23 protein-coding genes are annotated in these 26981 nt (G+C 40.6%); 9 read left to right on the forward strand and 14 right to left on the reverse strand.

Translation table 11 applies throughout. From position 1 onward, the window contains the following. Positions 1 to 80 precede the first annotated feature (80 nt). On the forward strand, positions 81 to 938 hold the full coding sequence (locus tag BVU_RS20315; protein WP_005847122.1) for a DNA/RNA non-specific endonuclease: 858 nt from the start codon (positions 81 to 83) through the stop codon (positions 936 to 938). A gap of 89 nt (positions 939 to 1027) precedes the next feature. On the opposite strand, the gene BVU_RS20320 is transcribed toward BVU_RS20315, so the two are convergent. Further along, entirely contained in the window at positions 1028 to 2551 is a 1524-nt protein-coding gene (locus BVU_RS20320) for an alpha-N-arabinofuranosidase (RefSeq protein ID WP_005847120.1), read from the reverse strand. 200 nt (positions 2552 to 2751) lie between these two features. Here BVU_RS20320 and mltG point away from each other — a divergent pair, with 200 nt between their 5' ends. Then, entirely contained in the window at positions 2752 to 3786 is a 1035-nt protein-coding gene (gene mltG / locus BVU_RS20330) for an endolytic transglycosylase MltG (RefSeq protein ID WP_012055998.1), read from the forward strand. A gap of 49 nt (positions 3787 to 3835) precedes the next feature. Here the strand turns inward: mltG and BVU_RS20335 are convergent, their stop codons facing one another. From BVU_RS20335 to ruvX, 8 genes are all read right to left on the reverse strand, one after another. Next, on the reverse strand, positions 3836 to 4603 hold the full coding sequence (locus tag BVU_RS20335) for an EFR1 family ferrodoxin (RefSeq protein WP_012055999.1): 768 nt from the start codon (positions 4601 to 4603) through the stop codon (positions 3836 to 3838). A 464-nt stretch (positions 4604 to 5067) separates the two neighbouring features. Next, the gene (gene rplT / locus BVU_RS20340; RefSeq protein WP_005847114.1) at positions 5068 to 5418 is read right to left on the reverse strand and encodes a 50S ribosomal protein L20; all 351 of its coding nucleotides are present in this window, start codon (positions 5416 to 5418) and stop codon (positions 5068 to 5070) included. Positions 5419 to 5529: 111 nt separating this feature from the next. Beyond that, positions 5530 to 5727 carry a 50S ribosomal protein L35 gene (gene rpmI, locus BVU_RS20345; protein ID WP_005851390.1) on the reverse strand — a complete coding sequence of 66 codons (198 nt, stop codon included), beginning with the start codon at positions 5725 to 5727 and terminating at the stop codon, positions 5530 to 5532. Between the two features lie 71 nt (positions 5728 to 5798). Then, positions 5799 to 6395 carry a translation initiation factor IF-3 gene (gene infC, locus BVU_RS20350; RefSeq protein ID WP_005847112.1) on the reverse strand — a complete coding sequence of 199 codons (597 nt, stop codon included), beginning with the start codon at positions 6393 to 6395 and terminating at the stop codon, positions 5799 to 5801. Between the two features lie 115 nt (positions 6396 to 6510). Next, positions 6511 to 8451, reverse strand: coding sequence for a threonine--tRNA ligase (thrS, locus tag BVU_RS20355; RefSeq protein ID WP_008782199.1), 1941 nt, complete (start codon positions 8449 to 8451; stop codon positions 6511 to 6513). Between the two features lie 80 nt (positions 8452 to 8531). Beyond that, a complete protein-coding gene (locus tag BVU_RS20360) occupies positions 8532 to 10541 on the reverse strand; it encodes a tetratricopeptide repeat protein (protein ID WP_005847108.1) in 2010 nt (669 codons plus the stop codon). Between the two features lie 72 nt (positions 10542 to 10613). Next, complete coding sequence (gene def / locus BVU_RS20365) at positions 10614 to 11168, reverse strand: peptide deformylase (RefSeq protein WP_005847106.1); 555 nt, start codon at positions 11166 to 11168, stop codon at positions 10614 to 10616. Between the two features lie 23 nt (positions 11169 to 11191). Next, positions 11192 to 11611 (reverse strand): Holliday junction resolvase RuvX, encoded by a 420-nt coding sequence (ruvX, locus tag BVU_RS20370; protein WP_005847104.1) that lies wholly within the window; start codon positions 11609 to 11611, stop codon positions 11192 to 11194. A 206-nt stretch (positions 11612 to 11817) separates the two neighbouring features. Between ruvX and BVU_RS20375 the strand changes: the two genes are divergently transcribed. From BVU_RS20375 to BVU_RS20385, 3 genes are read left to right on the forward strand one after another with little or no spacing between them, the layout of a single operon-like run. After that, positions 11818 to 13056 (forward strand): hypothetical protein, encoded by a 1239-nt coding sequence (locus BVU_RS20375; protein WP_008782197.1) that lies wholly within the window; start codon positions 11818 to 11820, stop codon positions 13054 to 13056. Positions 13057 to 13066: 10 nt separating this feature from the next. Then, the gene (locus BVU_RS20380) at positions 13067 to 13915 is read left to right on the forward strand and encodes a DUF3869 domain-containing protein (protein ID WP_012056000.1); all 849 of its coding nucleotides are present in this window, start codon (positions 13067 to 13069) and stop codon (positions 13913 to 13915) included. Positions 13916 to 13958: 43 nt separating this feature from the next. Further along, positions 13959 to 15053 (forward strand): OmpA family protein, encoded by a 1095-nt coding sequence (locus BVU_RS20385; protein ID WP_005847098.1) that lies wholly within the window; start codon positions 13959 to 13961, stop codon positions 15051 to 15053. Positions 15054 to 15385: 332 nt separating this feature from the next. Here the strand turns inward: BVU_RS20385 and BVU_RS20390 are convergent, their stop codons facing one another. Continuing rightward, positions 15386 to 16345: a PCMD domain-containing protein gene (locus BVU_RS20390; RefSeq protein ID WP_005847095.1), complete on the reverse strand. Its 960-nt coding sequence runs from the start codon at positions 16343 to 16345 to the stop codon at positions 15386 to 15388. A gap of 125 nt (positions 16346 to 16470) precedes the next feature. Further along, positions 16471 to 16968, reverse strand: coding sequence for an SPOR domain-containing protein (locus BVU_RS20395; RefSeq protein ID WP_005847093.1), 498 nt, complete (start codon positions 16966 to 16968; stop codon positions 16471 to 16473). Between the two features lie 210 nt (positions 16969 to 17178). Here BVU_RS20395 and BVU_RS20400 point away from each other — a divergent pair, with 210 nt between their 5' ends. From BVU_RS20400 to BVU_RS20415, 4 genes are all read left to right on the forward strand, one after another. Next, the gene (locus BVU_RS20400) at positions 17179 to 17376 is read left to right on the forward strand and encodes a YtxH domain-containing protein (protein ID WP_005847090.1); all 198 of its coding nucleotides are present in this window, start codon (positions 17179 to 17181) and stop codon (positions 17374 to 17376) included. A 77-nt stretch (positions 17377 to 17453) separates the two neighbouring features. Continuing rightward, positions 17454 to 17810, forward strand: coding sequence for a phage holin family protein (locus tag BVU_RS20405; RefSeq protein ID WP_005847087.1), 357 nt, complete (start codon positions 17454 to 17456; stop codon positions 17808 to 17810). 2 nt (positions 17811 to 17812) lie between these two features. Continuing rightward, positions 17813 to 18079, forward strand: a complete 267-nt coding sequence (locus BVU_RS20410) for a hypothetical protein (RefSeq protein ID WP_005847085.1) — start codon at positions 17813 to 17815, stop codon at positions 18077 to 18079. A 29-nt stretch (positions 18080 to 18108) separates the two neighbouring features. Further along, complete coding sequence (locus BVU_RS20415) at positions 18109 to 21369, forward strand: S41 family peptidase (protein WP_005847082.1); 3261 nt, start codon at positions 18109 to 18111, stop codon at positions 21367 to 21369. Positions 21370 to 22554: 1185 nt separating this feature from the next. Here the strand turns inward: BVU_RS20415 and xylE are convergent. Genes xylE through BVU_RS20430 form a run of 3 tightly spaced genes read right to left on the reverse strand, consistent with a single transcriptional unit; the run spans position 22555 to position 26925 of the window. Next, positions 22555 to 23994, reverse strand: a complete 1440-nt coding sequence (gene xylE, locus BVU_RS20420) for a D-xylose transporter XylE (protein WP_005847080.1) — start codon at positions 23992 to 23994, stop codon at positions 22555 to 22557. Positions 23995 to 24044: 50 nt separating this feature from the next. Then, on the reverse strand, positions 24045 to 25751 hold the full coding sequence (locus BVU_RS20425) for a phosphoethanolamine transferase (protein WP_005847079.1): 1707 nt from the start codon (positions 25749 to 25751) through the stop codon (positions 24045 to 24047). Beyond that, positions 25738 to 26925, reverse strand: a complete 1188-nt coding sequence (locus BVU_RS20430) for a BamA/TamA family outer membrane protein (RefSeq protein ID WP_012056003.1) — start codon at positions 26923 to 26925, stop codon at positions 25738 to 25740. The genes BVU_RS20425 and BVU_RS20430 overlap by 14 nt, the downstream gene beginning before the upstream one ends. Positions 26926 to 26981 lie beyond the last annotated feature (56 nt).

Consider the following 26981-nt stretch of genomic DNA (forward strand, 5'->3'; position numbering starts at 1 on the left):
AAATTTACAGCTATATAATGGACAAAGATAATGTATTTTTATATTTTATTCTATCTTTGCACCCCTAAAACAGAACAAATATGAGCGCAAAGAAAAAGAAACAATCCAATAGTCCCCTGAGAGTCATCATTATTTTAGTATTACTGGGACTTTTGGCATATAAACATCAATTGTTTGACGGGAAACTGCTTGAAAATATCCCCACTATCGAAAGCAATGAAGAAAAGCCAGAAATACTGACCTCGCCCCAACATGGCGGTGCATTGGAAATTCCGATGATACAATCAAGTACAGGCGGCCAGATTCTGAAACGTAAAGGATATACCCTGTCTTATAATGCCGATTACAAAACTCCACAATGGGTGGCGTGGGAACTTACTAAAAAAGAAACAAAAGGAAAAGAAGGGCGAACAAATAAATTCTTGCCCGACCCGGACGTACGTGGAGCCAAAGCATATACGGGAGATTATACAAAATCAGGATACGACCGGGGACACATGGCCCCTGCCGCCGATATGAAATGGAACAAACAAGCCATGGAAGAATCTTTTTATATGAGCAACATTTGTCCGCAAAATCCGAATCTGAACCGCGGCGACTGGAATGACCTGGAGGAAAAGTCACGCCAATGGGCAAAAAAATATGGAGCCGTGTATATTGCCTGCGGACCTATATATGATACTAAACGCCCCAAAAGAATTGGCAACAATAAAGTGGCAGTCCCCCATGCTTTCTATAAAGTCATATTGATAAATGATAAGAAAAATCCGCAAGCCATAGGATTTATTTTCCCCAACAGCGCCGGACATAAGCCACTGAAGAAATATATGGTAACAGTAGACAGCGTAGAGAAAAGAACGGATATCGATTTCTTCCCTGCCCTGCCGGATGAAATAGAAAACAGAATCGAAGCGGAGTTGGTACAAGAATTACCGTAGTCTATCACACATACGCAGGCATGAAACGATACATACGTATGTATACCCCCACACATACGTATGTGTGGGGGCACACGAACGTACGGGTTTTATTTCACTTCCAGCACTACGATAGACTTGGCAGGAAGAGTCACTTTCAAGCTTCCTTTATTGACCTTTGCTCCGGTAAATTCTTTCGGGGCAACCACATTCGGTTTCTCGAAACTATTGTAATCACCTATATTGTTAGCAGTCAGAATACGGCCGGTAACACTCTTGGCCTTTACCTCACCCAAGTTCAACTCTATTTCCTGCGATTCCTGCAAATCCACATTAGACAAGGAAATATGAATCAAACCGTTTGCATCCCGTGAAGCTGTAGCACTTACCATCGGGACAATACGGTCGTCGCGTACAATCTTGCGTTCACAGTTCAGTTCCAAAGGAAGATAAGTAGCATCCTGATGCACTTTATACATTTCAAAGACATGGTAAGTCGGTGTCAGAACCATCTTGTCGTCCTTTGTCAAAATCATAGACTGAAGCACATTGGCAATCTGGGCAATGTTTGTCATCTTGATGCGATCCGTATATTTATGGAAAACATCCAGTGTCAAAGAGGCCACGAAAGCATCGCGCAACGTGTTCTGCTGATACAGATGTCCACGGACAGTTCCCGGCTCTTCATCCCACCAGGTTCCCCACTCGTCCACCATCAAACCGATTTGCTTCTTCGGATCATATTTATCCATAATTGCCATATGCTTCTTCAGCACCGGTTCTATTTCCAGACATTTGCCCATAGTCCAATAATAATCATCATCAGTGAACTGTGTAGCCGATCCTTTGCTTCCACTCCATCCCATCACTGTATAATAATGTAAAGACACACCGGCCATACGGTGACCTACATTCTTCATCAGTACTTCTGTCCAGTTATAGTCATAATCACTGGCACCACTTGCAATCTTGAACAAGTGATTGCCATCATAGTCACGACAATAAGTGGAATAACGGCGGTACAAGTCTGCATAATATTCAGGACGCATACTGCCTCCGCATCCCCAACTTTCATTACCTACCCCAAAGAATTTCACTTTCCATGGTTTTTCACGACCGTTCTCCTTACGCAGTTTCGCCATCGGGCTACCTTGTTCGGAAGTCATGTATTCCACCCATTTCGCCATTTCTTCCACACTCCCACTTCCTACATTACCGCTGATATAAGGCTCACAACCTATCAGCTCACACAAGTTCAGAAATTCATGTGTTCCGAAACTATTATCTTCCACTGTACCTCCCCAATTGTTATTGACCATTCGGGGGCGGTTCTCTTTCGGACCGATACCATCCATCCAATGATATTCATCGGCAAAACATCCGCCCGGCCAACGAAGCACCGGCACTTTCAAGTCTTTCAATGCCTGAAGCACATCATTACGATAGCCTTGGGTATTGGGAATTTTAGAATCCTCACCTACCCACAAGCCTCCATAGATACAGGTTCCCAAATGCTCTGCAAATTGCCCGTAAATATGTTTACTGATGATTTCTTTCCCTTGCTCGGGATGTACATTGATAGTCGCTTTCTGTTGGGCAAATACCGGCATTGCAGCGAACAATGCCAAGCCCATAAGTGCATTTTTCATGATTAAAAATAAAATAATTAATTATACTATATTTGCGTTCTCGTTTTTCGTTTGGTCAAATTTACACATTTTACATCAACCGGATAGTGGACAAAATTGTATTTTTAGGGGTACAAAATCGTCAAAAGTAGAAAAGAAACGGATATTTGCCTATATTTGCATACAAAAAAGCCCGATAGACTAAAATGAATAAAAAGAAGCGTACTATTGTATGGATTGTTATCCTTATCATTATCCTGACAGGAGCAGGCGGTGCAGGAAGTATATATTACTATTTCTTTGCCAAACAATTCCAACTTACAAAAACCACCTATATTTATATAGACAGAGATGATAACCTGGATTCTGTATACCATAAAATAATCCGGAACGGACATCCTAAAAGTATGTTCGGTTTTCAATATCTGGCAGAAAAAGAGAAGTATGGCGACAATATACGGACAGGACGTTACGCTCTCAATCCATCGGACAATATGCGCTACCTCTTCCGACGTCTTTCCATGGGATACCAGACTCCCATTAATCTGACTGTACCCAGTGTACGCACCGTGGACAGATTAGTGCGGGCCGTTTCGCGCCAGCTCATGATTGATTCTCTGGATATTGCCAAATTAATTTCCGACAGTGCTTACTGTGCACAAATGGGATATACCCAAGAGACACTACCCTCCCTTTTTATTCCTAACACTTACGAGGTTTATTGGAATATGAGTGCTGACGCTTTCATGAAACGAATGCAAAAAGAACATGCTGCCTTTTGGAATAATGACAGGCTGAAAAAGGCTCAACATATCGGACTTACTCCTGAAGAAGTGTCTACCCTGGCCTCTATCGTGGAAGAAGAAACGGCCAATGGTCCCGAAAAGCCCATGGTCGCAGGACTTTATATTAACAGATTGAATAAAGGGATGTTGTTGCAAGCAGACCCGACGGTAAAATTTGGTTTACAGGAATTCGGACTGAAACGCATTCTTTTCAAACATCTGGAAGTGGATTCTCCTTATAATACCTACAAACATGCAGGTTTACCTCCGGGACCTATCCGAATCCCATCCATCCAAGGATTGGAAAGCGTACTGAACTATACACAGCATCATTATATTTATATGTGTGCAAAAGAAGATTTCTCAGGCACTCATAATTTCGCTGTCACAGCAGCCCAGCATCAAGCTAATGCAAGACGCTATCAACAAGCGTTAAACCGGCGAAAAATAAAATAAAAGGAGCGGACTATAGGTCCGCCCTCCCAATGGATTATTTAATGTGTATCTATAAATCTTTCAGCAACCTTCCTTTGTATTGTCCTTTTTTCCCGGTCATCTTTCCATATTCCACTGCATGTACCGGACAAACATGGTAACAAGCCAGACATTGAGTACAGTTACCTCCCCAAACGGGACGATCCGTCACTGTTATATTGCCCACAGGACAAACCTTCTCACACTTCTTACAACCAATGCAGGCTTCCGTTGTATGAAAAGGCTTGGGAGACATCAGAAAAGCATTGAAAAGAGGGCGCAGCAAATAGGATTTAGTAAATGGAAGCGCACCTTCATGACAATTATATTGTTTCATTTGAGCCCTTGATGTAATTTCTTCGTTGATAAAACGCACACGGGCAACAGCATTCTGTACTTTCTGGGTTTCTATATCTTTATCATCTACATCAAAACCGGGCAAAGAAACATACGTATTCGGCATAGTAACCGAATAGCCGGCAACACATTGCCAACCTTTCCGGGTAACGGCAGAAGAAAAAATTTGTGCAGTCCGGCCTGTATCATCTCCGCAAGTACAGACAAAGAAAAGGTATCCCGGCTTATCCAACTTTAGCTGATGAATAAAACGAAGTACTATCTTGGGAGGTCCCCATGCATATACAGGAAAAACAAAACCTACTTTTTCCCCTTCTTTCAGCTTATACGCTTTGTTCCTGTCTATTTCCATAGCTATGGACAACAATTCCTCATTCTGTCCTTCCGCCAGCTGCCTTGCCACCCAAGCCGAATTACCTGTACCTGAAAAGTAAAATATCATATCCGTACTATTTTTATAAAAAGAAGCGATGCTAATCTTTTGAATTAGCATCGCCTTATAATGAAGCCGCACCAGTGATGCGATGAAACTCCGAATGACAGGTTTTGAGTGCTCTCCTCCTTTGTAATCCACCGGCATAAATGCTACCCGAAGGCGTGGCCCGCCATTGGAAGATGAAGCTATGTCTCGGTTTTCAGATTAGTTTGATGAGTTTCCCAATCCAACTAATGCGGCTCGCTTTTCATCTCTTTCCGTATGACAAATATACGTCCTTTTTATGATATAAACAAGAGTATAGCAGAATTTGTTTGTTAAAAATAATAAGCAAGAAAATAACTCTCTGTAATTCTGCTTATTGTTGTTTCCATTTATTAAGGAAACATCACAAGGCATCCGCAATAAAAAAGAGCAACCTCGTAGAGATTGCTCTTTCATAAATCTTTATATCGCCGTTTACAGAAGAATTAAGCAGCTTTTGCTTTAGCAACAATTGCTTTGAATGCTTCCGGATGGTTCATAGCTAAATCAGCTAACACCTTACGGTTGATTTCGATACCTGCTTTGTGCAATGCACCCATCAATTTAGAATAAGACATTCCTTCCAGACGAGCGGCAGCGTTGATACGCTGAATCCACAAAGCGCGGAAATTACGTTTCTTGTTCTTACGGTCACGGTATGCGTAGGTCAAACCTTTTTCCCAAGTGTTTTTTGCTACTGTCCATACATTCTTTCTTGCACCAAAGTAACCTTTGGTAAGACCTAAAATTTTCTTTCTTCTTGCTCTAGAAGCAACATGATTTACTGATCTTGGCATAGTTTTAATTCTTTTTGAATGTTAGCGCCACTGTTTCACACGGTGAACTTAAAGCTAAAGACATTCGGTTAATACTTTAAATAATACGTTTACGCTTTCGTTGTTTTTAGATTACTTCATGCAAAGCAATTCCTTAACCTGATCCAAGTTAGCATTAGCTACTAGACCTGAGTGTACAAGGTTTCTTTTCTGCTTTTTAGTCTTCTTAGTCAAAATATGACTGTGAAAAGCGTGCTTTCTTTTGATTTTACCTGTTCCGGTAAGAACGAATCTTTTTTTAGAACCGGAGTTAGTCTTGATCTTTGGCATCTTGTTTTTAATTTTAAATTATTATTCAAATGGTGGTAACGCACTATACCGGCGCGTTACGCACTCTTTTTTCATTCTTTTGTTTCTACTGCCTTTTTCGGATTTTCCTTTTTAGCAGTATCCGTTTCTGCCTTCTTCGGAGAGCCCGCTTTCTTCGGAGCCAAAGAAATAGTCATTCTCTTACCTTCCAACAAGGGCATCTGCTCTACTTTTGCATATTCTTCCAAGTCATTCGCAAAACGAAGCAACAATACTTCGCCTTGTTCTTTGAAAAGAATGGAACGACCTTTAAAGAACACATATGCTTTCACCTTGTCTCCGTCCTGCAAGAATCCGATGGCATGTTTCAACTTGAAGTTGTAGTCATGATCATCTGTTTGAGGTCCGAAACGGATTTCCTTTACGTTTACCTTTACCTGTTTAGCCTTTTGTTCCTTTTGACGTTTCTTTAATTGATAAAGAAATTTAGAATAATCAATAATTCTACAAACTGGAGGAACAGCATTGGGTGAAATTTCAACTAGGTCAGCCTCATGATCCTCAGCCATTTTTAAAGCTTGAGCTATCGGATAAACTGCCGATTCTACATCGTCGCCCACAATGCGGACTTCTTTGGCACGAATCTGTTCATTGATTCTGTGTTGCCCTTTTAAACTGTCATTCTTCATTAAAAAACTTTTAGTTCCTGTTTGTTTCTTCTTATTTTAATTAGTATTTCTTTATCTTAACGCAAAAGAATACATAAAGGTTTAACAATGCGCTCTTTTGCAAACGGCTGCAAAGTTACCATTTATTTATCATATTAGAAACTTCTTCGGCAAGATTTTTTCCGAATTCTTCTATTTTCATGGTTCCTTTGTCGCCTTCGCCCTGCTTGCGGACTGCAACTTCACCGTTTTCAGCTTCTTTCTCGCCTACAATCAACATGTAAGGAATACGCTTCATTTCATTGTCACGAATCTTACGGCCGATTTTTTCATTACGGTCATCCACAATAGCACGAACATCGAATTTTCTCAGTTCCGCTTTCACTTGTTCCGCATACTCATTGAATTTCTCAGAAATAGGCAGAATAGCTACCTGGTCAGGAGTCAGCCACAGCGGGAATTTACCGGCAGTATGCTCAATCAATACGGCAACAAAACGTTCCATTGATCCGAAAGGCGCACGGTGAATCATTACCGGACGATGCTTTTGGTTATCTGAGCCCATATATTCCAACTGGAAGCGTTCGGGCAAGTTGTAGTCTACCTGAATTGTTCCCAATTGCCAGCGACGACCGATAGCGTCTTTCACCATAAAGTCCAATTTAGGACCATAGAATGCAGCCTCACCATATTCCACTTTCGCAGTCAGGCCTTTTTCTTCGCAAGCTTCAATAATGGCCTGTTCGGCTTTTTCCCAATTCTCATCACTACCGATGTACTTTTCGCGGTTCACCTTGTCACGAAGAGAAATCTGAGCTTCCACATTCTCAAAATTCATAGACTTGAACACAATGTTGATGATATCCATCACGCGAAGGAATTCTTCCTTCACTTGGTCGGGACGACAGAACAAGTGAGCATCATCTTGTGTAAAACTGCGCACACGGGTCAGTCCGTGCAATTCACCACTTTGTTCGTAGCGGCATACGGTTCCGAATTCCGCGATACGCAACGGCAGGTCCTTATAAGAACGTGGAGAATTCTTATAAATCATACAGTGATGAGGACAGTTCATCGGTTTCAGGAAATATTCTTCCCCTTCTTCGGGTGTATGAATAGGCTGGAACGAGTCCTTACCGTACTTGGCGTAGTGTCCGGAAGTGATATACAGGTTCTTGTTGCCAATAGGCGGACACATTACTTCCTGATAATCATAACGGGCCTGGATACGGCGCAAGAAATCCTGCAAACGGATACGCAAGGCAGTACCTTTCGGCAACCACATGGGAAGTCCCTTGCCCACCATATCGGTAAACATGAACAAATCCATTTCCTTACCTATCTTACGATGGTCGCGTTTCTTGGCTTCTTCCAACATTACCAGATATTCGTCCAGCATTTTCTTCTTCGGGAAAGTTATACCATAAATACGTGTCATCTGCTTGCGGTCTTCCTGTCCTCTCCAATAAGCACCGGCTACAGTAAGCAGCTTGATAGCTTTGATAGGAGCGGTAGAGGTCAAGTGAGGACCACGGCAAAGGTCGGTAAACGCACCTTGTGTATAAGTGGTGATGTGTCCATCCTCCAGTTCGGAAATCAATTCACATTTATAAGTCTCACCTCTTTCACCGAATTTCTTCAACGCATCCTCTTTAGCGATGCTCTGACGCACCAATATCTCTTTCTTTGCAGCCAACTCGGCCATCTTGGCCTCGATAGCGGGTAGATCTGCTTCCTTAATGATTGCTTCACCCGGGTCTACATCATAGTAAAAACCGTTTTCAATGGCCGGACCGATACCAAACTGAATGCCCGGATAAAGTTCTTGCAATGCTTCGGCCAGCAAGTGGGCACTAGTATGCCAGAAAGCATGTTTGCCCTGTTCGTCTTCCCATTTATAAAGAACGAAGTTTGCATCTTCATTGATAGGGCGAGATAAATCAATCGTTTCACCGTTCACGCCACAAGCTAAAACATCTTGTGCCAGCCGTGAACTGATACTTTCTGCAATCTGCAGACCAGTAACTCCTTCGTTATATTCGCGAACGGAGCCGTCGGGGAATGTTATCTTTATCATAATCTTCTATTTATATTCTTTCTTGAGGATGCAAAAATAACGAAATCTTTTTGACTTATCCTCTTTTTAGCAAAAAAATGTTATTCTTTTCGTTCCGTAAAGCGTTTGATGATATTGTAAGCAGAGAAAAGCCCCAACTCACCTGCTTTACTCAGGTCCTGTATACCTTGCCTGTTGTTACCCAAGAAAATATGTGTCAAGCCGCGATTGAAATAAGCATCCGCAAATTTAGGGTCCAACTGGATGGCTCTGTCATAATCAACAATTGCCGCACGATAGTCTTTCAAGATAGAAAGCACATTACCTCTATTATAATAAGCATAGACAAAATCCGGAGCCAGCTCAATCACCTTGTCCAAATCGCGCTTTACCATTTCATAGTCCGCAGCTTTCACGGCACTCTTCTCTCCCGGACCGGCTTTCAAATCATACTCTTTTTCCATCTTCTGGTATTCCAGCTGCTTATAACGGATGAGAGCACGGTTGAAATAAACCGGGAAGAAATGATCTTCTATAATAATAGCCTGATTCAAATCTTCAATGGCACTTGCAAAATCCTGCACCAGATAAAAGTCCAATGAACGTGCAAAACGTTTGTTCACATCATTCGGATCAGCCACAATGGCAGCAGTCTGTTCGTCAATGGATGCAAAATGTTTTGTAGCTTGTTCTTCCGTCAGAGGAGCTTCCTCATTAGTTATAATCAGACGGCCGGGAAGTACTTTCTGATTATTCAATGTTTCAATGAACTTATAATAGTTGACCTGCCGTTTCACATCATCGTGCTTTTCATAATAGGTAAGCACGAACATGGGCTGGGGAACAATATTCACATTCTTATCCTGCACGCGTCCACGATAGTCACTCTTATATTTTTCTTCTCCCTCTTCGTTGTCGGCAACCACTATCTTACGATAGTTGTTCATGTTCTTGTCGGACTTCTTACGGGTTTTATTATTCTCCGTATTATCGGCAGTCTGCTTATTAGGATCTACTCCGTTCTGTTTATCCAGCTGTGCTTTCAACACCTTGAATTCATCTGCATCAGCACCTTTCACATCCCCTATTTTCCTACGCGCCTGCGCTCTGTACTGATATCCCAGCAAGAAATTGGGATATTCATTTATCACCGTAGAATAATCTTTAATTGCCCCTTTATAATCTCCTGTCTGATCCAACAACAGACCACGGTTGAAAATAGCCATCATATTGTCGGGCTCCATTTCGATAACAAAATTAAAGTCTTGAATAGCCCGGTTGTCATCGCCTACTTGTGCACGTAACAAGCCCCGGTTATAATGGCCGATGAAATTATTGGGATCAATATCCAATGCAATATCATAGTCACTCATCGCTCCTCTCAGGTTATTCTGATGGTAACGGGCCAAAGCACGGTTGATATAAACACCTGAATTCCGGGTGGACAGACGGATGGCATGATCAAAATCGGCTTCCGCATCTTTATATCTCTGCTGTTGCAGACGAAGGATAGCACGGCTGGCCCATGTATCTGCATCATAACGGTCTATTTCAATCGCCTTGCCAAAGTCTTTTTCGGCAGCCAAAGTATCTTTCTGCTTCAAATCCACCTCACCACGCATCAAATAGGCCTTTGTATATCGGGGGGAAATGGCGATCAGCTTATCCAGATCATTCTTCGCCCCCTTATAATCCTCCTGTCTGATACGGCAAAGGGCCATATTATGCCATACCCCTATGTTCTCAGGATCAAACTCCAACGCCTTGGTATAATCTTCTATAGCTCCCGCAAAATTATTCTGCTGGATCCGTGCCAATCCACGCACCTGGTAAGCACTTACCACAAACGGATTCCTCTCAATAGCCTCCGAACAATCACTCTCCGCCCCCTGAAAATCATCCAAATTTATCTTCGCCAGACCTCTATAGAAATAAGGATCAGACAAATAAGGCTTTGCATTAATCACCTGATTGAAATATTGAATCGAAAGGACATAATCCTCAAAATAAAGCGCATTACGCCCTATCGCCATCACCCTGTCCGTATTTATCTGTGCCGAAGCCACTACAGGGAACATTATTAATAATGTATAGAGTATCCGTTTTATCATTTTGTATTTATAAAAATACGGTTTTCCCACAAATGCGCCACTGGTGGCGCATAGATCAAAATTGCGGAGTTATCATTTTATAGTCTTGACCTTATAGGAGCAACGCGCCTTGCCCTTCAGCATGGCCCCCAGCTTTCCTTTAATCATCTGTTTGCGTAATGCAGACAAATGATCAATGAACATTTTTCCGTCCAGATGATCAAATTCATGCTGCATGACCCTTGCCAAATAACCTTCCACCCACTCATCATGTTCTTTCAGTTCCTCATCCAAATAAGTCACATGAATACGGTCCGGACGTTTCACCGCTTCATGAATACCGGGCAAACTCAAACAACCTTCTTCCATGCTGACTTCCTCTCCACCCACTTCTAAAATATGAGGATTTATATAGGCACGGCGGAAATCCTTGAATTCGGGCAAGTCATCAGACATCACATCCAAATCAATAGTTACAACACGAATAGGCAGACCTATTTGCGGAGCAGCCAAGCCCACACCATCTGCACGATTCATGGTTTCAAACATATTTGCTATCAACTCTTTCAAATTAGGGTAATCCGGGGTAATATCCTCTGCTTCTTTACGCAACACCGGTTGTCCGTACACATAAATAGGTAATATCATTTTTCTTAATCTGTTTTTATTTATTAAATATATTTCTTCGACTCCAAATAAGACTGTAAGATTATCGTAGCACTGATTTCATCAACCAAGGCTTTGTTCTGCCTGTCTTTTTTCTTCAAGCCTCCATCCAACATGGCTTGGTGGGCCAATACGGACGTAAACCGCTCGTCAACAAACTCTACCGGTATATCCGGTATTTTTTTTCTTAGTTGATTGACAAAAGGGACAATATTACGCATATTTTCCGACTCCTGATTATTCATTTGCTTAGGATGCCCCACAATGATGCGTTCCACAGGCTCTTTTTCCACATATTTCAGAATAAAGTCCAGTAGTTGGTGTGTAGGAACAGTCGTCAACCCGTTTGCAATAATCTGCAAAACATCCGTCACAGCCACACCTGTGCGCTTTTTACCGTAATCTATCGCTAATATTCTACTCATATAGTTTGCAAAAATACAAATTTATTCCATACCTATTTTATATATAAAGATTAAAATATGCTTTTTCAACTGTTTTTTCAAAAGGAATGATTCATTTCGTTTAATTTTATTTGCTATTTAAAAAATAGTACTTATTTTTGCACCGAATATGTGGTTTAACGTAGAGGCCGCATAATTGTTAAATCGAAACAGGTATTTGTTATAAAATGAAAAATCAGAGCTCTTCCAAAGGAGTTTCATATAGATGTTTGTTGTATTGTATAGCTATATTGTTGCTTGTTATGATTCCATTAAAAAGTTTCAGCCAATCAACAGGAGAATTAACAACAGACAGTCTTGTAAAAATGGGATTTGAAAATGTAAGATGGACAGATACTCCTGAAGAAAGAGTTTATGTGGTTGAAAACAGTGCTTACAAAATTCAAGCGTTGGGCATCAGAAAGGCTGTAGATATCATACAGTCGATGGGATTACCCAAGGACAAATCTTGTAAGTTGATTGTTACCAACTATAATATACCTCAGGTCTCACTGACCTATCAGCCTCTTGCCGGTGACACAACAGTGGTAAGCGGTGAAGACTGGAAAGTCAGTTATGATATAGGTGACAGTTGGGACAAGGTGAAGAAAGAAAAGAAAAAGAACAGTTCGCTGTTTAAAGTAGATATTATGGTATATCCTCAATTATCATATATGAATATGATTATTACACAAATATATCAGGTGTTATTTGACTTAAGCCCAGCTATTGAAGTTTCCTTATGGCCAGGAAGTAAGTTAACAGGACAGATAAAGATACCTGTGTATAACGATGGATATGGGATATTGGAAGATAAAGTTCATCCGGGACATATAACCCTTTCCCAGCGTTTCCGTCTGCCATATAATATATATGGGAAAGCAACTATAGGCTATTTTAATGCAGACAGATGGGGAAGTGATTTATCATTGTTTTATCCGTTTAAAGACGAACGTTTCTCTATAGAAGCACGTATTGGTTATGTAGGTATAGGTTATTGGAATGGCTTCAAGCTACATTATGATACGAAAATGACAACAACATGGACAATTGGAGGAAACTTTTATTGGCCGAGATATAATACACAATTTAGCTTAAAAGGAGAAAGATATTTATTAGGAGAAAAAGGTATCAAGTTTGAAATGATACGTCATTTCCGATATGCGTCCATAGGTTTTTACGCAATGAAAGCAGAACATGCCAACAGTAATGGTGGATTCAGGTTTCAAGTCGCGCTTCCTTTTTATAAAAACAAAAGACATAAATATATACCGCGTGTAAACTTCTCAAATAATATGGGAATTATTTATAACGCAGGAAATGAACGAAAATATTATAAACAATATAAAGCTGAAACGAGTGACAACATAATGGAAAGTAATAGTTTTAATCCATATTTTATTAAATCAGAATTATTAAAATTTTAATTTTATCGAGATGAAAAAAAACAAATTTTTAAGTGGTTTAAGTGCTAAATTGGCACTGGCCATAGTAGCATTGACAACAACAATGTTTACTTCTTGTGAGAAGGAAAATATTGGAATTGAGGTTACCCCCGTAAATGCAAAATTTATTATAACCCCCGTGGTTATTGATGCGACTACAGGTACAGATGTAACTCAAAGTGCAGAAATTTCTTTCAGTAAAGGTAACGGAACCTACGAAGGTACACCTGAACTAGCTAGTGAATCCATTAATATAAATGCAAAATACAAGGGAATGACTGGTTCTGCATCAGTTACTATTCCTGCACTAAAAGCAGGTCAATTCGGTGCAAAAGAAGTTACTATTATCTTAAGCGAGAATTTCTTTGCACAAGAAGAAAGTAGTAATTCTCAAATAGAAACAACTAAACACAGTGGGTTCAAGAATAATACCAGTGATTATTGGTATTACATTACAGTAACTTACACTAAAAAAGAAGGTAGTGAAGTTATAAAGAACGATTATGAGGGAGACGACAGCGAAATAAAGAACATTATAGATGCTTATAATAAAGGTGTCCGAGAAGACAAAGTGACTCTAAATGATGTACAGGTATTAGCACATTCTCGTTTTAGTGTTTTTGTGGACTATATGAAAACAACATCTGTTTATCAGATAATCGAAAAATCACCTAAAAGAGATGGAAATCCTGTTGCAAGCTTCACAGTCGATTCTTACAATACTATAGTTTCTCCTAAAAATGAGCAAATACCGGGTCATGGACATGCTCCAAGTCACGGCCACGGTCATGGACATGGAGATGACAGCAATGCCGGTGGTGGTATTATTATTGCAGACTAATAGCCAGTTAATATTTTGATTTAATCACTAAAAACATAATATAATGAAATATAAATTTTTAACCCTGTCTTTATTATTGGCAGGCGTATGTGCAACAACAATTAAAGCACAAGAAACTAATTATTATACTCCGAAATGGAGCGATAATATTTTTATTAGCGTAGGTGGTGGTATACACTCTGTAGCAAACGATGGATTTAACAGAATATCTCCGAATTTCAGTATTTCGCTTGGTAAATATATTACTCCGACTTGGGGAATACGCGGTCAAGTGAACGGAATATGGCAAAGTTTATGTTTACAAGAAATTGGCTATCACGAACACAACAAGAACTATGTTGGAGCGAATATTGATGCAATGGTAAACTTGTCATCTTTATTTGCAGGCGCTAATCCTAACCGTTTCTTTGAAGTTTATGGTTTTGTAGGTCCTCAGTTATCTGTTGCAAAATCTGCAAATGTTGTTTATACTTACGATGGCAACACAGGTGAAAGAACTGGTGTTTCTACATCCGGTGAAGCAAAAGCTAAAGCTCGTATAGGCGCTTCTGCCGGTTTAGGTTTAAAGTTTAACTTAAACAATAAATGGGCTATCGATGTTGAAGCTCGTGGTGCAATCGCTCCTTCAATCTTCGGTAACATCAGCGATCACCGTAAGGCAGAAGGTACAGGTATGATCACAGCAGGTGTAAGCTATACTTTTGGCGGCAAGAAGTTTGCTAAAGTTGAAGACCGTGTAGTAGAAAAAGAAGTGATCAAGGAAGTGGTTCGTGAAGTTCCGAAAGAAGTAGTCAAGGAAGTGATTAAAGAAGTTCCTAGCGCTGCAGAAGTTGCTATCTTCTTCAAGATCGGTAAAGCAAAAATCAGTTCGGAAGGTATGGTTAATGTACAGTTAATGGCTAAAGCTATCAAAGCTAATCCTAACGCCAAGTACAAAATCGCAGGCTTCGCTGATAAAGCTACAGGATCTGCTTCATTCAACCAGACTTTGTCTGAAAAACGTGCTCAGGCTGTTTACGATGCATTGGTTGCAGAAGGCGTAAAAGAAAGCCAACTTGAAAAAGTTGCTATGGGTGGAACAGACAACATGTTTGGCAAGAACTATCTGAACCGCGTAGTTATTCTGGAAGTAAAATAATCATTGCTACCTGATAAAACTCTGATAAATTAAAGAAGGGGGTATCGTAACAAACGATGCTCCCTCTTTTTTTCTTCAACTGCATTTTTAATCACATAAGCAGCAACAGCAAACAAACCGTATAACAAGAATCTACGAATCTTGGCTATACAATTCTGGAAACCAGAGGCAGCATTTACCGAATCTTGTAACAAGATACCGGGCTATATCACAAACAAAAAGCTTTTTTAAAATACTCCCAGGATATATAAGCAAAGGGCATATAATGTTGCAGGTGCAAGATATATATCTTGCACCTGCAACATTACACAAACAAAAGCATTTACTTATCTTCAATAGACCAGCTTCACATTGTCAACCCAAAGCGTATTTCCGGGAGAACCGATAAAAGCTCCCCCATGACTGGACGAAAATTGCAGTATCATGTGGGTAGGATTCTCATTGACCTCCGCCCATCCTGTTTCTTTAATCAAGACACTTTCTCCCTTACTATTTCTAGTATAATCTCTCTCTCTCAACCCCATCGTTTCATGATCATAAGACGGATGCTTGGTTATATCACCATACAGCACTTCATAAGTAGCACCATTCACCCAACCATCCGAGTCCTTATCATACTTCACCACCATAGTTCCTACCCTCTTCGCAGTAATATTTCCTTCAGCGTCCTCCATACGTTTTTGCAAAAAGAAAACAGTTATCGCACAATCCTGCCCTGCCACCTGACCTTTCTTGCTGAAGCCTGTCAACCGGATACGATCTTTCTCACCAGACATCTTTACCTTATAATCATAACGGACAGCTTTGGGACGTTGGGTAAAAGGAACTCCCCAATTCATATTCTTCTCAGCATTCTTGGTTCCTGTTATCGGCTCCAGCATATCGCCCAAATAAATGGATCCGGCTGCCAATACAGTAATATTCACCATTCCCAATACCTTGACGCTCTCTATATGCGTTTCCAGACGAGCACAATATCCATTGTCCCGTTTGTCCCTGTAAACAGAATTATTTGTTTTAACAATGCCCACTACCTTAGCCATCACATTAGAGGTTCCCCAAGGAGACCCTCCCATATTCTTATAAGGTTTGTTACCATCTATTTCCTTTGTAGGGCCTATCTCATAAAGAAGTTTGGTATTGCCGCCTATAACACCGGATTCATGAACCTTACGGATTATCCACTGATCCATATCTCCGTATTTTATAGGTACCACCTTTTCCTGGGCAAAGCCATACAGCGGTGCTATAGCCAAAAGAGCAGCGACCGATAATCTGCCATAATATTTCATACCCTTAGTTTTTATTGTTGTTTAGAACCAGCAAAGCTATAAAAAAAAGCGGCAACTGTGAAGTTGCCGCTTTTAATAAAGAAAAATAGACTATATTTTCTTCTTAATTTACCAAAAAGAAATCATTAATATACTCTATATAGTAACCATGCCTTTTGGAAATCGTCACGGTTAGGATATTTTGCCTTAAATTCCTCCTTTGCCTGAGTAGCCTCCGCACGGTCATCGTATGAAGATGCTATAACGCGATACGTATTTCTTTCAGCATTATAAACCACTTTGGCATTATAGCCTTGACCATCCAAATATTGTTTCAGACCTTCCGCATTCGCTTTCACGCCAAAGCTACCACATACTACACTATATGCTTTTAAGCCGTCACCTGAAACCAGTTCTACTTTCTCTTCGCGAACCGGACCGGCAACAGGAGCAGTTGTCACGGGGGCAGATACTACCGGAGCAGCTTCAACCGGAGTCGCTTCTACCTGATCGGCAGGAGCTTCAGCCAATTCCTGTTGTTTTGCCTTTTCATAAGCCTTCTTGTAAGCACTTTCGCTAGATTTACATGAGGAAAATGCCAAGGCTACGCACAATCCCATACCCAACACAACTAATTTTTTCATGATTACTCAATCTTTTATAAATTAATACTCTAGTTTAATTCCATTATATTGGTGCAAAAGTAGCAATATATCAACAGCTTTCACAGCAAGAACGGAGTTAAATTTAGTTAATCAGAGAAGAATCTCCAATTTCTATTCAAAAATAGACAAAATAAACAACAACATTCAGTTTTATTTGTTAGATTTGTAAGGTACAAAAAACAAAAAACTATGAAAGGATTAAGTATTTTAGCTGCATTCCTAGGCGGAGCCGTAGTTGGTGCAGCAGCCGGTATTTTATTTGCTCCTGAAAGCGGAGAAGACACTCGTAGCAAAATTGCTGATGCTTTACGTAAAAGAGGTATCAAATTAAGTCGCACAGATATGGAAAATCTGGTCGATGAAATTGCAGCCGAGGTAAAAGAATAAGCAACGCCCACAAAAGTGTATTGTCATTCCGGATACAAGTCCGGAATGACAATAATTTTTAAATCAAAACTCCACGCATGTTTGCAAACGATAAAAATATAGATAATCTGCAACAACTTCTGGCAGAGCTTAAAAAGTACGCAGAGTTACAAAAGGATTATGTAAAACTACATTTAGTAGAAAAACTTACTATACTGATATCAACCCTCATCCTTGTCTTTATATTATTGATATTAGGTATTATCGCCCTTTTCTACTTATCATTTACATTGGCCTATGTACTCGCACCTCATGTAGGCGGGCTTATGGCCAGTTATGGAATCATTACCGGATGCATTATTCTGCTGATTCTGTTAATCGTTTTATTCCGCAAACGGCTGATTGTTCAGCCTATGGTAAATTTCCTTGCCAACTTGCTTTTAAATGACAACTGATTATGAAAGAGAATACTCCTAATAAAACGCCCATCATCACTTTGGAAGTGATAGCACAACGAAAAGCTGAGAAGTTGGAAGAAGTACAGCAAGCTAAAAAAGAAATGGTACAAACCATACATGAACTTTTTGCGCCTGTAGAACACAAAGGAGGCGTAGAAGGCATTATGCAACATATCAATACAGGAATCGCCGTTTATGACGGAGTACGGACCGGTATCAAGATCATGCAAAGAATCAGAGGATATTTCCTGAAAAAAAAGAAATAACTTAGTATTAACCACAACATTTTATCCACATGAAAAGACAGCTACTAGGTGTGGCGGCAATTTTGTTGTCAATTTCCACGTATGCACAGGACAATCCATTATGGATGCGTTATTGTGCCATTTCTCCGGATGGAACCACCATCGCATTCACCTATAAAGGTGACATCTACACAGTACCCTCTACAGGCGGCAGGGCCAGTCAGATTACAACCAACCCTGCCCACGACACCAAACCCATCTGGAGCCCTGACGGAAAAAAAATTGCTTTCGCATCAGACCGAATGGGAAGTATGGATATTTTTGAGGTAAACAAGGAAGGGGGTATCCCCAAAAGATTAACTACCCATTCGGGTAATGAAACACCGGTGGCTTATAAAGATGCCGGACACATTCTGTTTCTAGCCAATATAATGCCAACAGCAGAAGACGCACAATTCCCCTCCGGACAATTCCAACAAGTATATGAAGTCAATACCGAAGGCGGACGCCCCATCCTCTTCTCTTCCATGCCGATGGAAGATATCAGTATCAATCATACAGGCAATACTTTACTCTACCATGACAAAAAAGGATATGAAGACCCTTGGCGTAAACATCACACTTCATCCATTACCCGCGATATTTGGCTGTGTTCTCTGAATGGAAACCGTACCTTTCGCAAACAAACTGCTTTCAATGGTGAGGACCGCACTCCCGTTTGGGCTTCAGATGATAAATCATTCTATTATTTAAGTGAGGAAAAAGGCTCATTTAATATTTTCAAACGTGATATTGACGGTAATACATCCAAACAAATTACCAACCATACCAAACATCCGGTACGCTTCCTGAGTGCTGCCTCCAATGGAACATTATGCTATGGATATGATGGCGAAATCTACACGGTAAAAGAAGGTGCCATTCCGCAAAAAGTTCAGATTTCCATTGTCACCGACAAGAACGACAAAGATCTCATCCGCCAGATCAAGCGTAGCGGAGCAACAGAGATATCCCTTTCGCCCGATGCAAAGGAAATTGCTTTTGTACTACGCGGAGATGTATATGTCACATCAACAGAATACAGCACTACCAAACAAATCACCAATACTCCGCAACAGGAACGCGATATTCACTTTTCTCCGGACGGAAGAAGTATTGTTTACGCTGCCGAAAGAAACGGATTATGGCAGATTTATCAAACCAGTCTAGCTAAAAAGGAAGAAAAACAGTTCGCTTACGCAACCGATATCAAAGAGGAAAGACTGACCAATTCGGATATCACTTCATTCCAACCTCAATACAGTCCTGACGGCAAAGAAGTAGCCTTTCTTGAAAACCGTACTACCATCCGTGTTCTGAATCTGAAATCAAAAGCTGTACGCACCGTCATGGACGGCAAGTACGAATATTCTTATAGTGACGGCGACCAATGGTATCAATGGAGTCCGGACAGCAAATGGATTCTTACCAACTACATAGGTATTGGCGGATGGAATAACAAGGATGTTGCACTGGTCAACGCATCTGGTAACGGAGAAATTCATAATCTGACCGAAAGTGGATACAGTGACGGCAATGCCAAATGGGTATTGGATGGAAAAGCCATGATTTGGGAAAGTGACCGCGCAGGATTCCGCAGTCACGGAAGCTGGGGTGCTGAAGCGGATATCTATATCATGTTCTTCGACCTGGACGCATACGACCGTTTCAGAATGAGCAAGGAAGAGCTTGCCTTGCTGGAAGACTCGGAAAAGAAAGACAAAGAGAAGAGTGAAGAGAAGGAGAAGGCCGATCATAAAAAAGATAAAAAGAAAGACTCCAAGAAAGAAGATGACAAGAAGGAAGTAAAGCCACTGGTTTTCGACCTTGAAAACAGCCGTGACCGTGTGATTCGTCTGACTGTAAATTCTTCACGATTGGGAGATGCTGTATTAACTCCGAAGGGTGACAAACTATATTATCAAGCAGCCTTCGAAAGCGGATATGATTTATGGGAACACGATCTTAAAGAAAACAAGACTAAAATCGTCATGAAAAAAGTCGGTGGCGGAGCCCTGCTTCCTGATAAGAAAGGCGAGAATCTGTTCCTTTGCAGCCAAGGTGGTATCAAGAAAGTCACTGTCAGCAGTGGTGAAACCAAACCTGTAGAATTCGAAGCTTTCTTCGACTACCAACCCTATGGTGAACGCGAATATATTTTCGATCATGTATGGCAACAAGTAGAAGATAAATTCTATGTAAAAGATCTGCACGGAGTAGACTGGAAAGGCTATCACGAAGCATACGCACGCTTTCTTCCATACATCAATAACAATTATGATTTTCAGGAAATGCTGAGTGAAATGCTGGGTGAGTTAAACGGTTCGCACACCGGAGCACGTTACTACTCAAACGGCCCTATACTATCCACAGCGACCCTAGGAGTATTCTATGACGAAACTTATGATGGTGACGGGTTAAAAATTAAAGAAATATTGGCAAAAGGCCCATTTGCCGTGAAAAAAACGGATGTTACTCCCGGTTGCATCATCGAGAAAATTGACGGCAAACCTATCGTGAAAGGGCAAGACTACTTCCCGCTGCTGGAAGGCAAAGCCGGAAGAAAAGTGTTACTGGCCATATATAATCCGGCTACCGGCAAACGTTTTGATATCACCATCAAAGCTATCAGCATGGGCGAACAAAGTAACTTGCTGTACAAACGTTGGGTAGAACGTTGCCGCAATATAGTCGATAAGTTATCCGAAGACCGCATCGGCTATGTACACGTAAAAGGCATGGACAGTCAAAGTTTCCGCGAAGTATATAGTGAAGTATTGGGACGCTGCCGCAACAAAGAAGCTATTATTGTAGACACACGCCACAATGGAGGCGGATGGCTACATGATGACTTGGCCACTTTATTAAGCGGCAAGGAATATCAGCGTTTCGTTCCACGCGGACAATACATAGGCAGCGACCCATTCAATAAATGGCTCAAGCCATCCTGCGTATTGGTATGCGAGGACAATTACAGTAACGCACATGGCTTCCCATGGGTTTACAAGGAATTAAAGATAGGCAAACTGATTGGTGCTCCGGTTCCGGGCACAATGACTGCCGTATGGTGGGAAAACCAGATCGACCCGAGTATTGTGTTCGGTATTCCTCAGGTGGGTTGTATGGATATGCGTGGACAATATGCGGAAAATCACCAACTTTCTCCAGACATTGAAGTTTATAATACTCCAGAAAAGGCATTGGCAGGTGAAGACCAGCAGTTGGAAGCAGCCGTACAAGAAATGCTGAAAACAATAGGGGAAAAGAAATAAAACAATCCCATCCTGATAAAAAGAAAAAGGTGTCAAAACACAACCTTTGAGGAAAAGGACTTTTCATCCGAGGATACTTTGACACCCTTTATCAGCCATAAAAAGAGCCGTATCAACTCTACTCCCAAGTAATGATACGGCTCTTTTTTATACATTACAGCAAGATAATGTATGGGGCATCTATGCTGAGCATACTTAAATATGTCATAATGATGCTCTATAAGTTGTTCCCACTCATGCCCTCATTTCCAACTATAACCCACTCATTGTAAAGTCATTACCCTCACTCCTTATTCCTCATTCTCATCTCTTAAGACACTCATTCACAATATAATATACATTCACAAGCCTATAAACCGGTTATTTGGTAAGCCCCCTGTTTTTTCAGTTTTTCTTCCTTGCACAAACGGCATAAATAACGGTGTCGTAGTTTGTATCATACTGTTCTTCTTTGACGATTAAAAGTTCAATATCTGTTAATCACGAATGTAATTAAGTCTAATCACTATTGTAGTTAACTTTAACCACTACTGTAATTAAACTTAGTCACAGTAGTGAATAAGCAATTACAAACATATAAAAGTGAGAAAATAAAAGGGAGAAAACAGATAAGAGACAGGGAAATATGCATACATAGACTACCGCCAACTCGCTGCACAAGCCATGCAGCTGCTTTATAAGAACGAACGTTATGGGTTGAATGATGAAAATGAGAAGGTATTTTGGCAAAACAACACCGAATTTGAGTAAATTTCGCCTTTGGAACAGTTGTTTAAATGTCACTTCTATTCCGCCACTACAGAGAAGAAGGGAGAAAGGCTGACCGCACATGAAGATTTTCAATTATTTGCAAGAGTACAAGCGTGAAAAACCTGTCAATCAACAAGATAAATTAATACAGACACATTATCCGCAAACTGAACATTCACCCAAAAGCCAGCAGAAAAGATACTTTATATCACATGATAAAGTTAGAATAATTTATTTTCAAGCATCTGTGTTAGTGAGGGCAATGCCCTCACTAACACAGATACTACCATCACTAATAAGCAGTTCATTATAAACCAGTTAGAGCCAAAGTGAGGGCATGAGGGCATTTTCGCGTCCAACTTTCTATTTGTTAAGTTGAAAGGGATGGTTTCTATTCTCCGGTATGAAAGACACCGTTTCCGGCATCGCACCAACTTATCTTGCTCTTTCTTTCCAAAGACGAGTCATATCTTCCAAAGTCTTTCCTTTTGTTTCAGGAACCATCTTCCACACAAACAGAGCTGCAAGCACACAAATCACGCCATAAAGCCCATAGGCAAATACCGGACTGAATTCATACATGGCAGGAAAAGTGGAAGAAACCAGATAATTGAATATCCATTGGAAAGCTACAGCGATAGCCACTGCCTTACCGCGGATAGTATTCGGAAATATCTCTGCAATCAACACCCAGCAGATAGGTCCCCATGACATCATAAAGAATGCAGCATAAACTATGATGGAAAGAACAGGAAGAATACCTTCCACCTGAAACTCATCACAAAACGCAACACAGAATGCACCTACAGCCATGCCAATAGAACCAACAATCAACAAGGGTTTACGTCCCATCTTCTCTACGGTAAAGATGGCAATCAATGTAAAGAGAATATTAACTACCCCCATTACCACAGTCTGCATCATACCATCGCCACCGCCACCGATTTTTTCAAAAATACGCGGTGCATAATAAAGCACAGCATTAATGCCGATAGCTTGCTGAAATACAGAAAGCAAGATGCCGACTACAATAACTGTCAGCCCGTATGTAAGCAGTTTTTCCGTTTTCTCGGAAGTTACAGCCTTTATTTCAGACAAAATAGTTTTAGCCTTATCTGTTCCATTTACTTTTTCAAGTACAGAAAACGCTTTATCATCCTGATGGGTCATAGCCAAATAGCGCGGAGTTTCAGGAACCAAAAACAATAAAATGCCAAATAATGCAGCCGGAACCGCTTCTGAACCAAACATATATCTCCAACCATCGGAAACAAGCACTTCATCCGGCATACCATCTTTAATCATATAATTGACAAAATAGACTACCAACATGCCAAAAATAATAGCAAACTGATTACAGGAAACCAATTTACCACGAATTTCGGAAGGGGCAATTTCGGCAATGTACATCGGACAAACAGCAGAGGCAAGTCCTACACCGATTCCCCCGATGATACGATAAAAGTTAAAAGCAAGGATCAATGCAAACGAAGTATCTCCTTTCGAGAAAAATAAAAATTCGGGATAATAAGAGCCTAAAGCAGACAGGAAGAACAATAAAGCAGCCAGACGCAACGAATTACGACGTCCTAGCCCCGAAGCAAAATAACCGGAAAAAGCACTGCCAATGACGCAACCTATCAATGCACTGGAAGCAGTCACGCCATGCCAGAAAGCATCTAATCCCAAATGTTTTTGCAGAGCCTGCTCCGCCCCCGAAATAACAGCTGTATCATAACCGAAAAGTAAACCGCCGAGAATGGCTATAAACACCACTCCCATCAGATAGAAATTGTTTTTCTTGTTTTTCATAATAAAAGGATTATAATAGTTTTCGTAATAAATACAATAACAAAGCTGTGCGAAAATAATCATTAATACGTAATTCTATTATAATTCTCCAACCATTTTAAATCTTTTTCACATCAAGGAAAAACAAGATTATTCCGTCTGAACTGTTCTATGTCTTCCTTTTTTAATCCTATCTTATCCAATGACTTAGGAAGATTATGGTCATTAAGATAATAACGCGGACGAATGAGATATTGTCTGTTTGCTACCGATAGGCTATCTGCCCTATAAGGTGTCTGTACCCCTGCCAAATTCAGCATGGTATGAAACACGGAGGCATTTCCCGCCACCGGTTTTTCACGGTTCTGCAATATAGCTTCATGTACTTCCACATTCTTTTCTCTATATGTTTTGGACAACCAAATTAAAAATGGCACATGCAGTTGATAATAAGACGGGACTGGGGATGCATGTAAAAATAATTTTCGATTATCATCAAAAATATCCTCTCCATGATCCGAAGTATAAAGCATAGCCGAAAAAGAGTTTGTTTTCTGCAATAAAGTGATCAAAGAAGCCAGGAAACCATCTGTATAACGGATGGTATTATCATATGCATTCATCAAATACTCTTTATTCTCATATTTGGCGTCTGTCAGATTATCCGGTTTAAAGACAGACATGGATTCGGGATAACGTTCTTTATAATTAAAATGTGATCCATAGGCATGCAGCACGATGAATAATTTTTGATGACCTGCCTTTAGCTCCTTTTCTACCAGAAACAATAGTTCGTCATCCGAAATATTGGCTCCTTTCGGAGCATCTTTCTTGATAAACTTCCAATCATCTGCCTCCATCCCCAAAAAATCAATAAAAGAATGGTTAGGAAGCTGGTTCGAAAAAAAGGCAGTATGAAATCCTGCTTCCTTGAAAGCGGTAATGATTCCTTTCTGTCTATAAAGACAGTCATAATCCTCAGCCGAAGCTGCCGAAAGCAACATAGGCACACTTTTATGAGTAGTATTAGACTGGGTAAGCACATCCGTGAAAGTTACCACCCCCTCCATTTTATCAAGTAATGGAGTAGTATTCCTTTCATAACCATAAAGTCCGAAATTACAGGCACGGGCCGTTTCCCCTATCACCAAGACATAAACTTCCCGGCTGTTTTCATCATGTGCGGCACTGGCATTAAAAGTAAAATCCCTTGAAGTTTCCGCATATCCGGCTGTTTCGCCCGCACGTTCTGCAGCCAATACTAGATTATAACATACATTAGCCGGATACATTTCGATCTTTACTTGATAATCACGTTGCGTCGCATAGCAGATAACGGTCAATAACGCTCCTGCAACAATGCCTGCCAAGGCATACTTACGTTGAGAACGAATAAAAGAATATTCCAACTGATTACCCCGGGCCCATGAAAAACCTCCCAAGACCAAAGCAGGAATGTAAACAACAAAAACACCAATTACAGCCGGCAGTAAATTATCCAACAGTTCCAGCGCCTCCCCGGAATTAGTAGTTGTCAGATTCAGGAACATATCTACTGCAATGATAGAACGCCCGAACAGGTATAGCAATACCAGTTGGAATGCCGCAAAGAAAACAAACGGAAATAAGATCCAAATAGTCTTTCCAGGTTTACGCCCCAATGTCATAATCAACCAATAAACCGATACCGGCAGAATGACATTACAAATACGTGCCCAAAGTGTCATTTGCTGTTCTGTAAAAAACAATGCCACATTGGGAATGGCCAAGACAACGATGAACAGAACGAACAACCGTTGTGGCTCACAACACCACTGAATAAATTCTTTAAAATGCTTCATTTATATTAAAGATAAAACCAGACTGTCCATTTTTTCCAAATCCATAGTCCAGACGAACATTTACATTCTTTTTAAACTCCCAACGATAACCTATTCCATAATTAGGCAACACTCTGTCCATGCACAAAGCACTGAACTTATTGAATACAGTTCCGGCCCCTATCCAAACTACAACACCATTACGTTTCCATACATGCTGACGCAATTCCACCTGCCCCTCTATTTTATGCTTGTCACGATAGCGCCCTTCGTAATAACCACGCATGGAATACGAGTTTCCCAACAACGCCATCATGGCCCATGACGGATTACCGAAATTAAAAGTACCGCGTAATTCTCCTGCCAACAATCCTCCTTTCCATACAGGATGATAATAACTGGTACGCAAATCCGTAGTACTGAATGCATAATCGTTTCCTAAAAACTTAGGACGGAAACACTGGGTAATATTCAAATAATATCCCTTATGGGGATTGGTCAACACATCGCGCGAATCATATGCCAAAGAAAGGCCCACTCCATAATTAGCAGTAGTAAGATTCATCCCCTCCAGTAGTTCGGGGCGTTCCATATTCTTACCATGCACATAATCATAAGATACCATAGGACCTATATATAGATTATCCGCTATCCGAAACAGGAAACTAGCTTTAACTTGTGCTTGCCAGCGATCTAAATCAGATTCATTGGCATCTACCTTACCCATATCGTACCCTATTCCCCAAAACTTGGAAGGAAAGGAATAAAAATAAAGAGTATAATCCAGCCGGTATTTGTCCTGCGGAAAGATATGAGTTCCGCGTATCCCCAACATATAGAAGCCAACAGTGGAAACATCTCCGAATAAAGACACATTGGATGGAGGAAGAAGCATGTCATTTCTATCGGTACGATAAAGCCCCGCCGCCACCAGTCCCAGCCCCAGTTTGGTATCCGTACTGTAATGTGGTCCGCCAATAATACTGAAATCAAATTTCTTATGATTCTTATCTTTATTAGCATCATTAAAATAGTCCAGAAACTTTTTGAAAAAAGTCCTTTTCTGTACTGTGCTGTCTTTGTGTTGCATTGTCGTATCTTCAGGCAAATAAAACAGCCCACCCTCTTGCGTGACTGCCAAAGCCGCATCTGCCATACATATAAAGATTACGATCCAAAATGATATTTTCTTCATTGTAATCTATTCTTTTTTCCACTGTTAAAACAAGCTTTACAGTAAACATAAACTGA

This window comes from Phocaeicola vulgatus ATCC 8482 (assembly GCF_000012825.1).
Taxonomy (GTDB): Bacteria; Bacteroidota; Bacteroidia; order Bacteroidales; family Bacteroidaceae; genus Phocaeicola; species Phocaeicola vulgatus.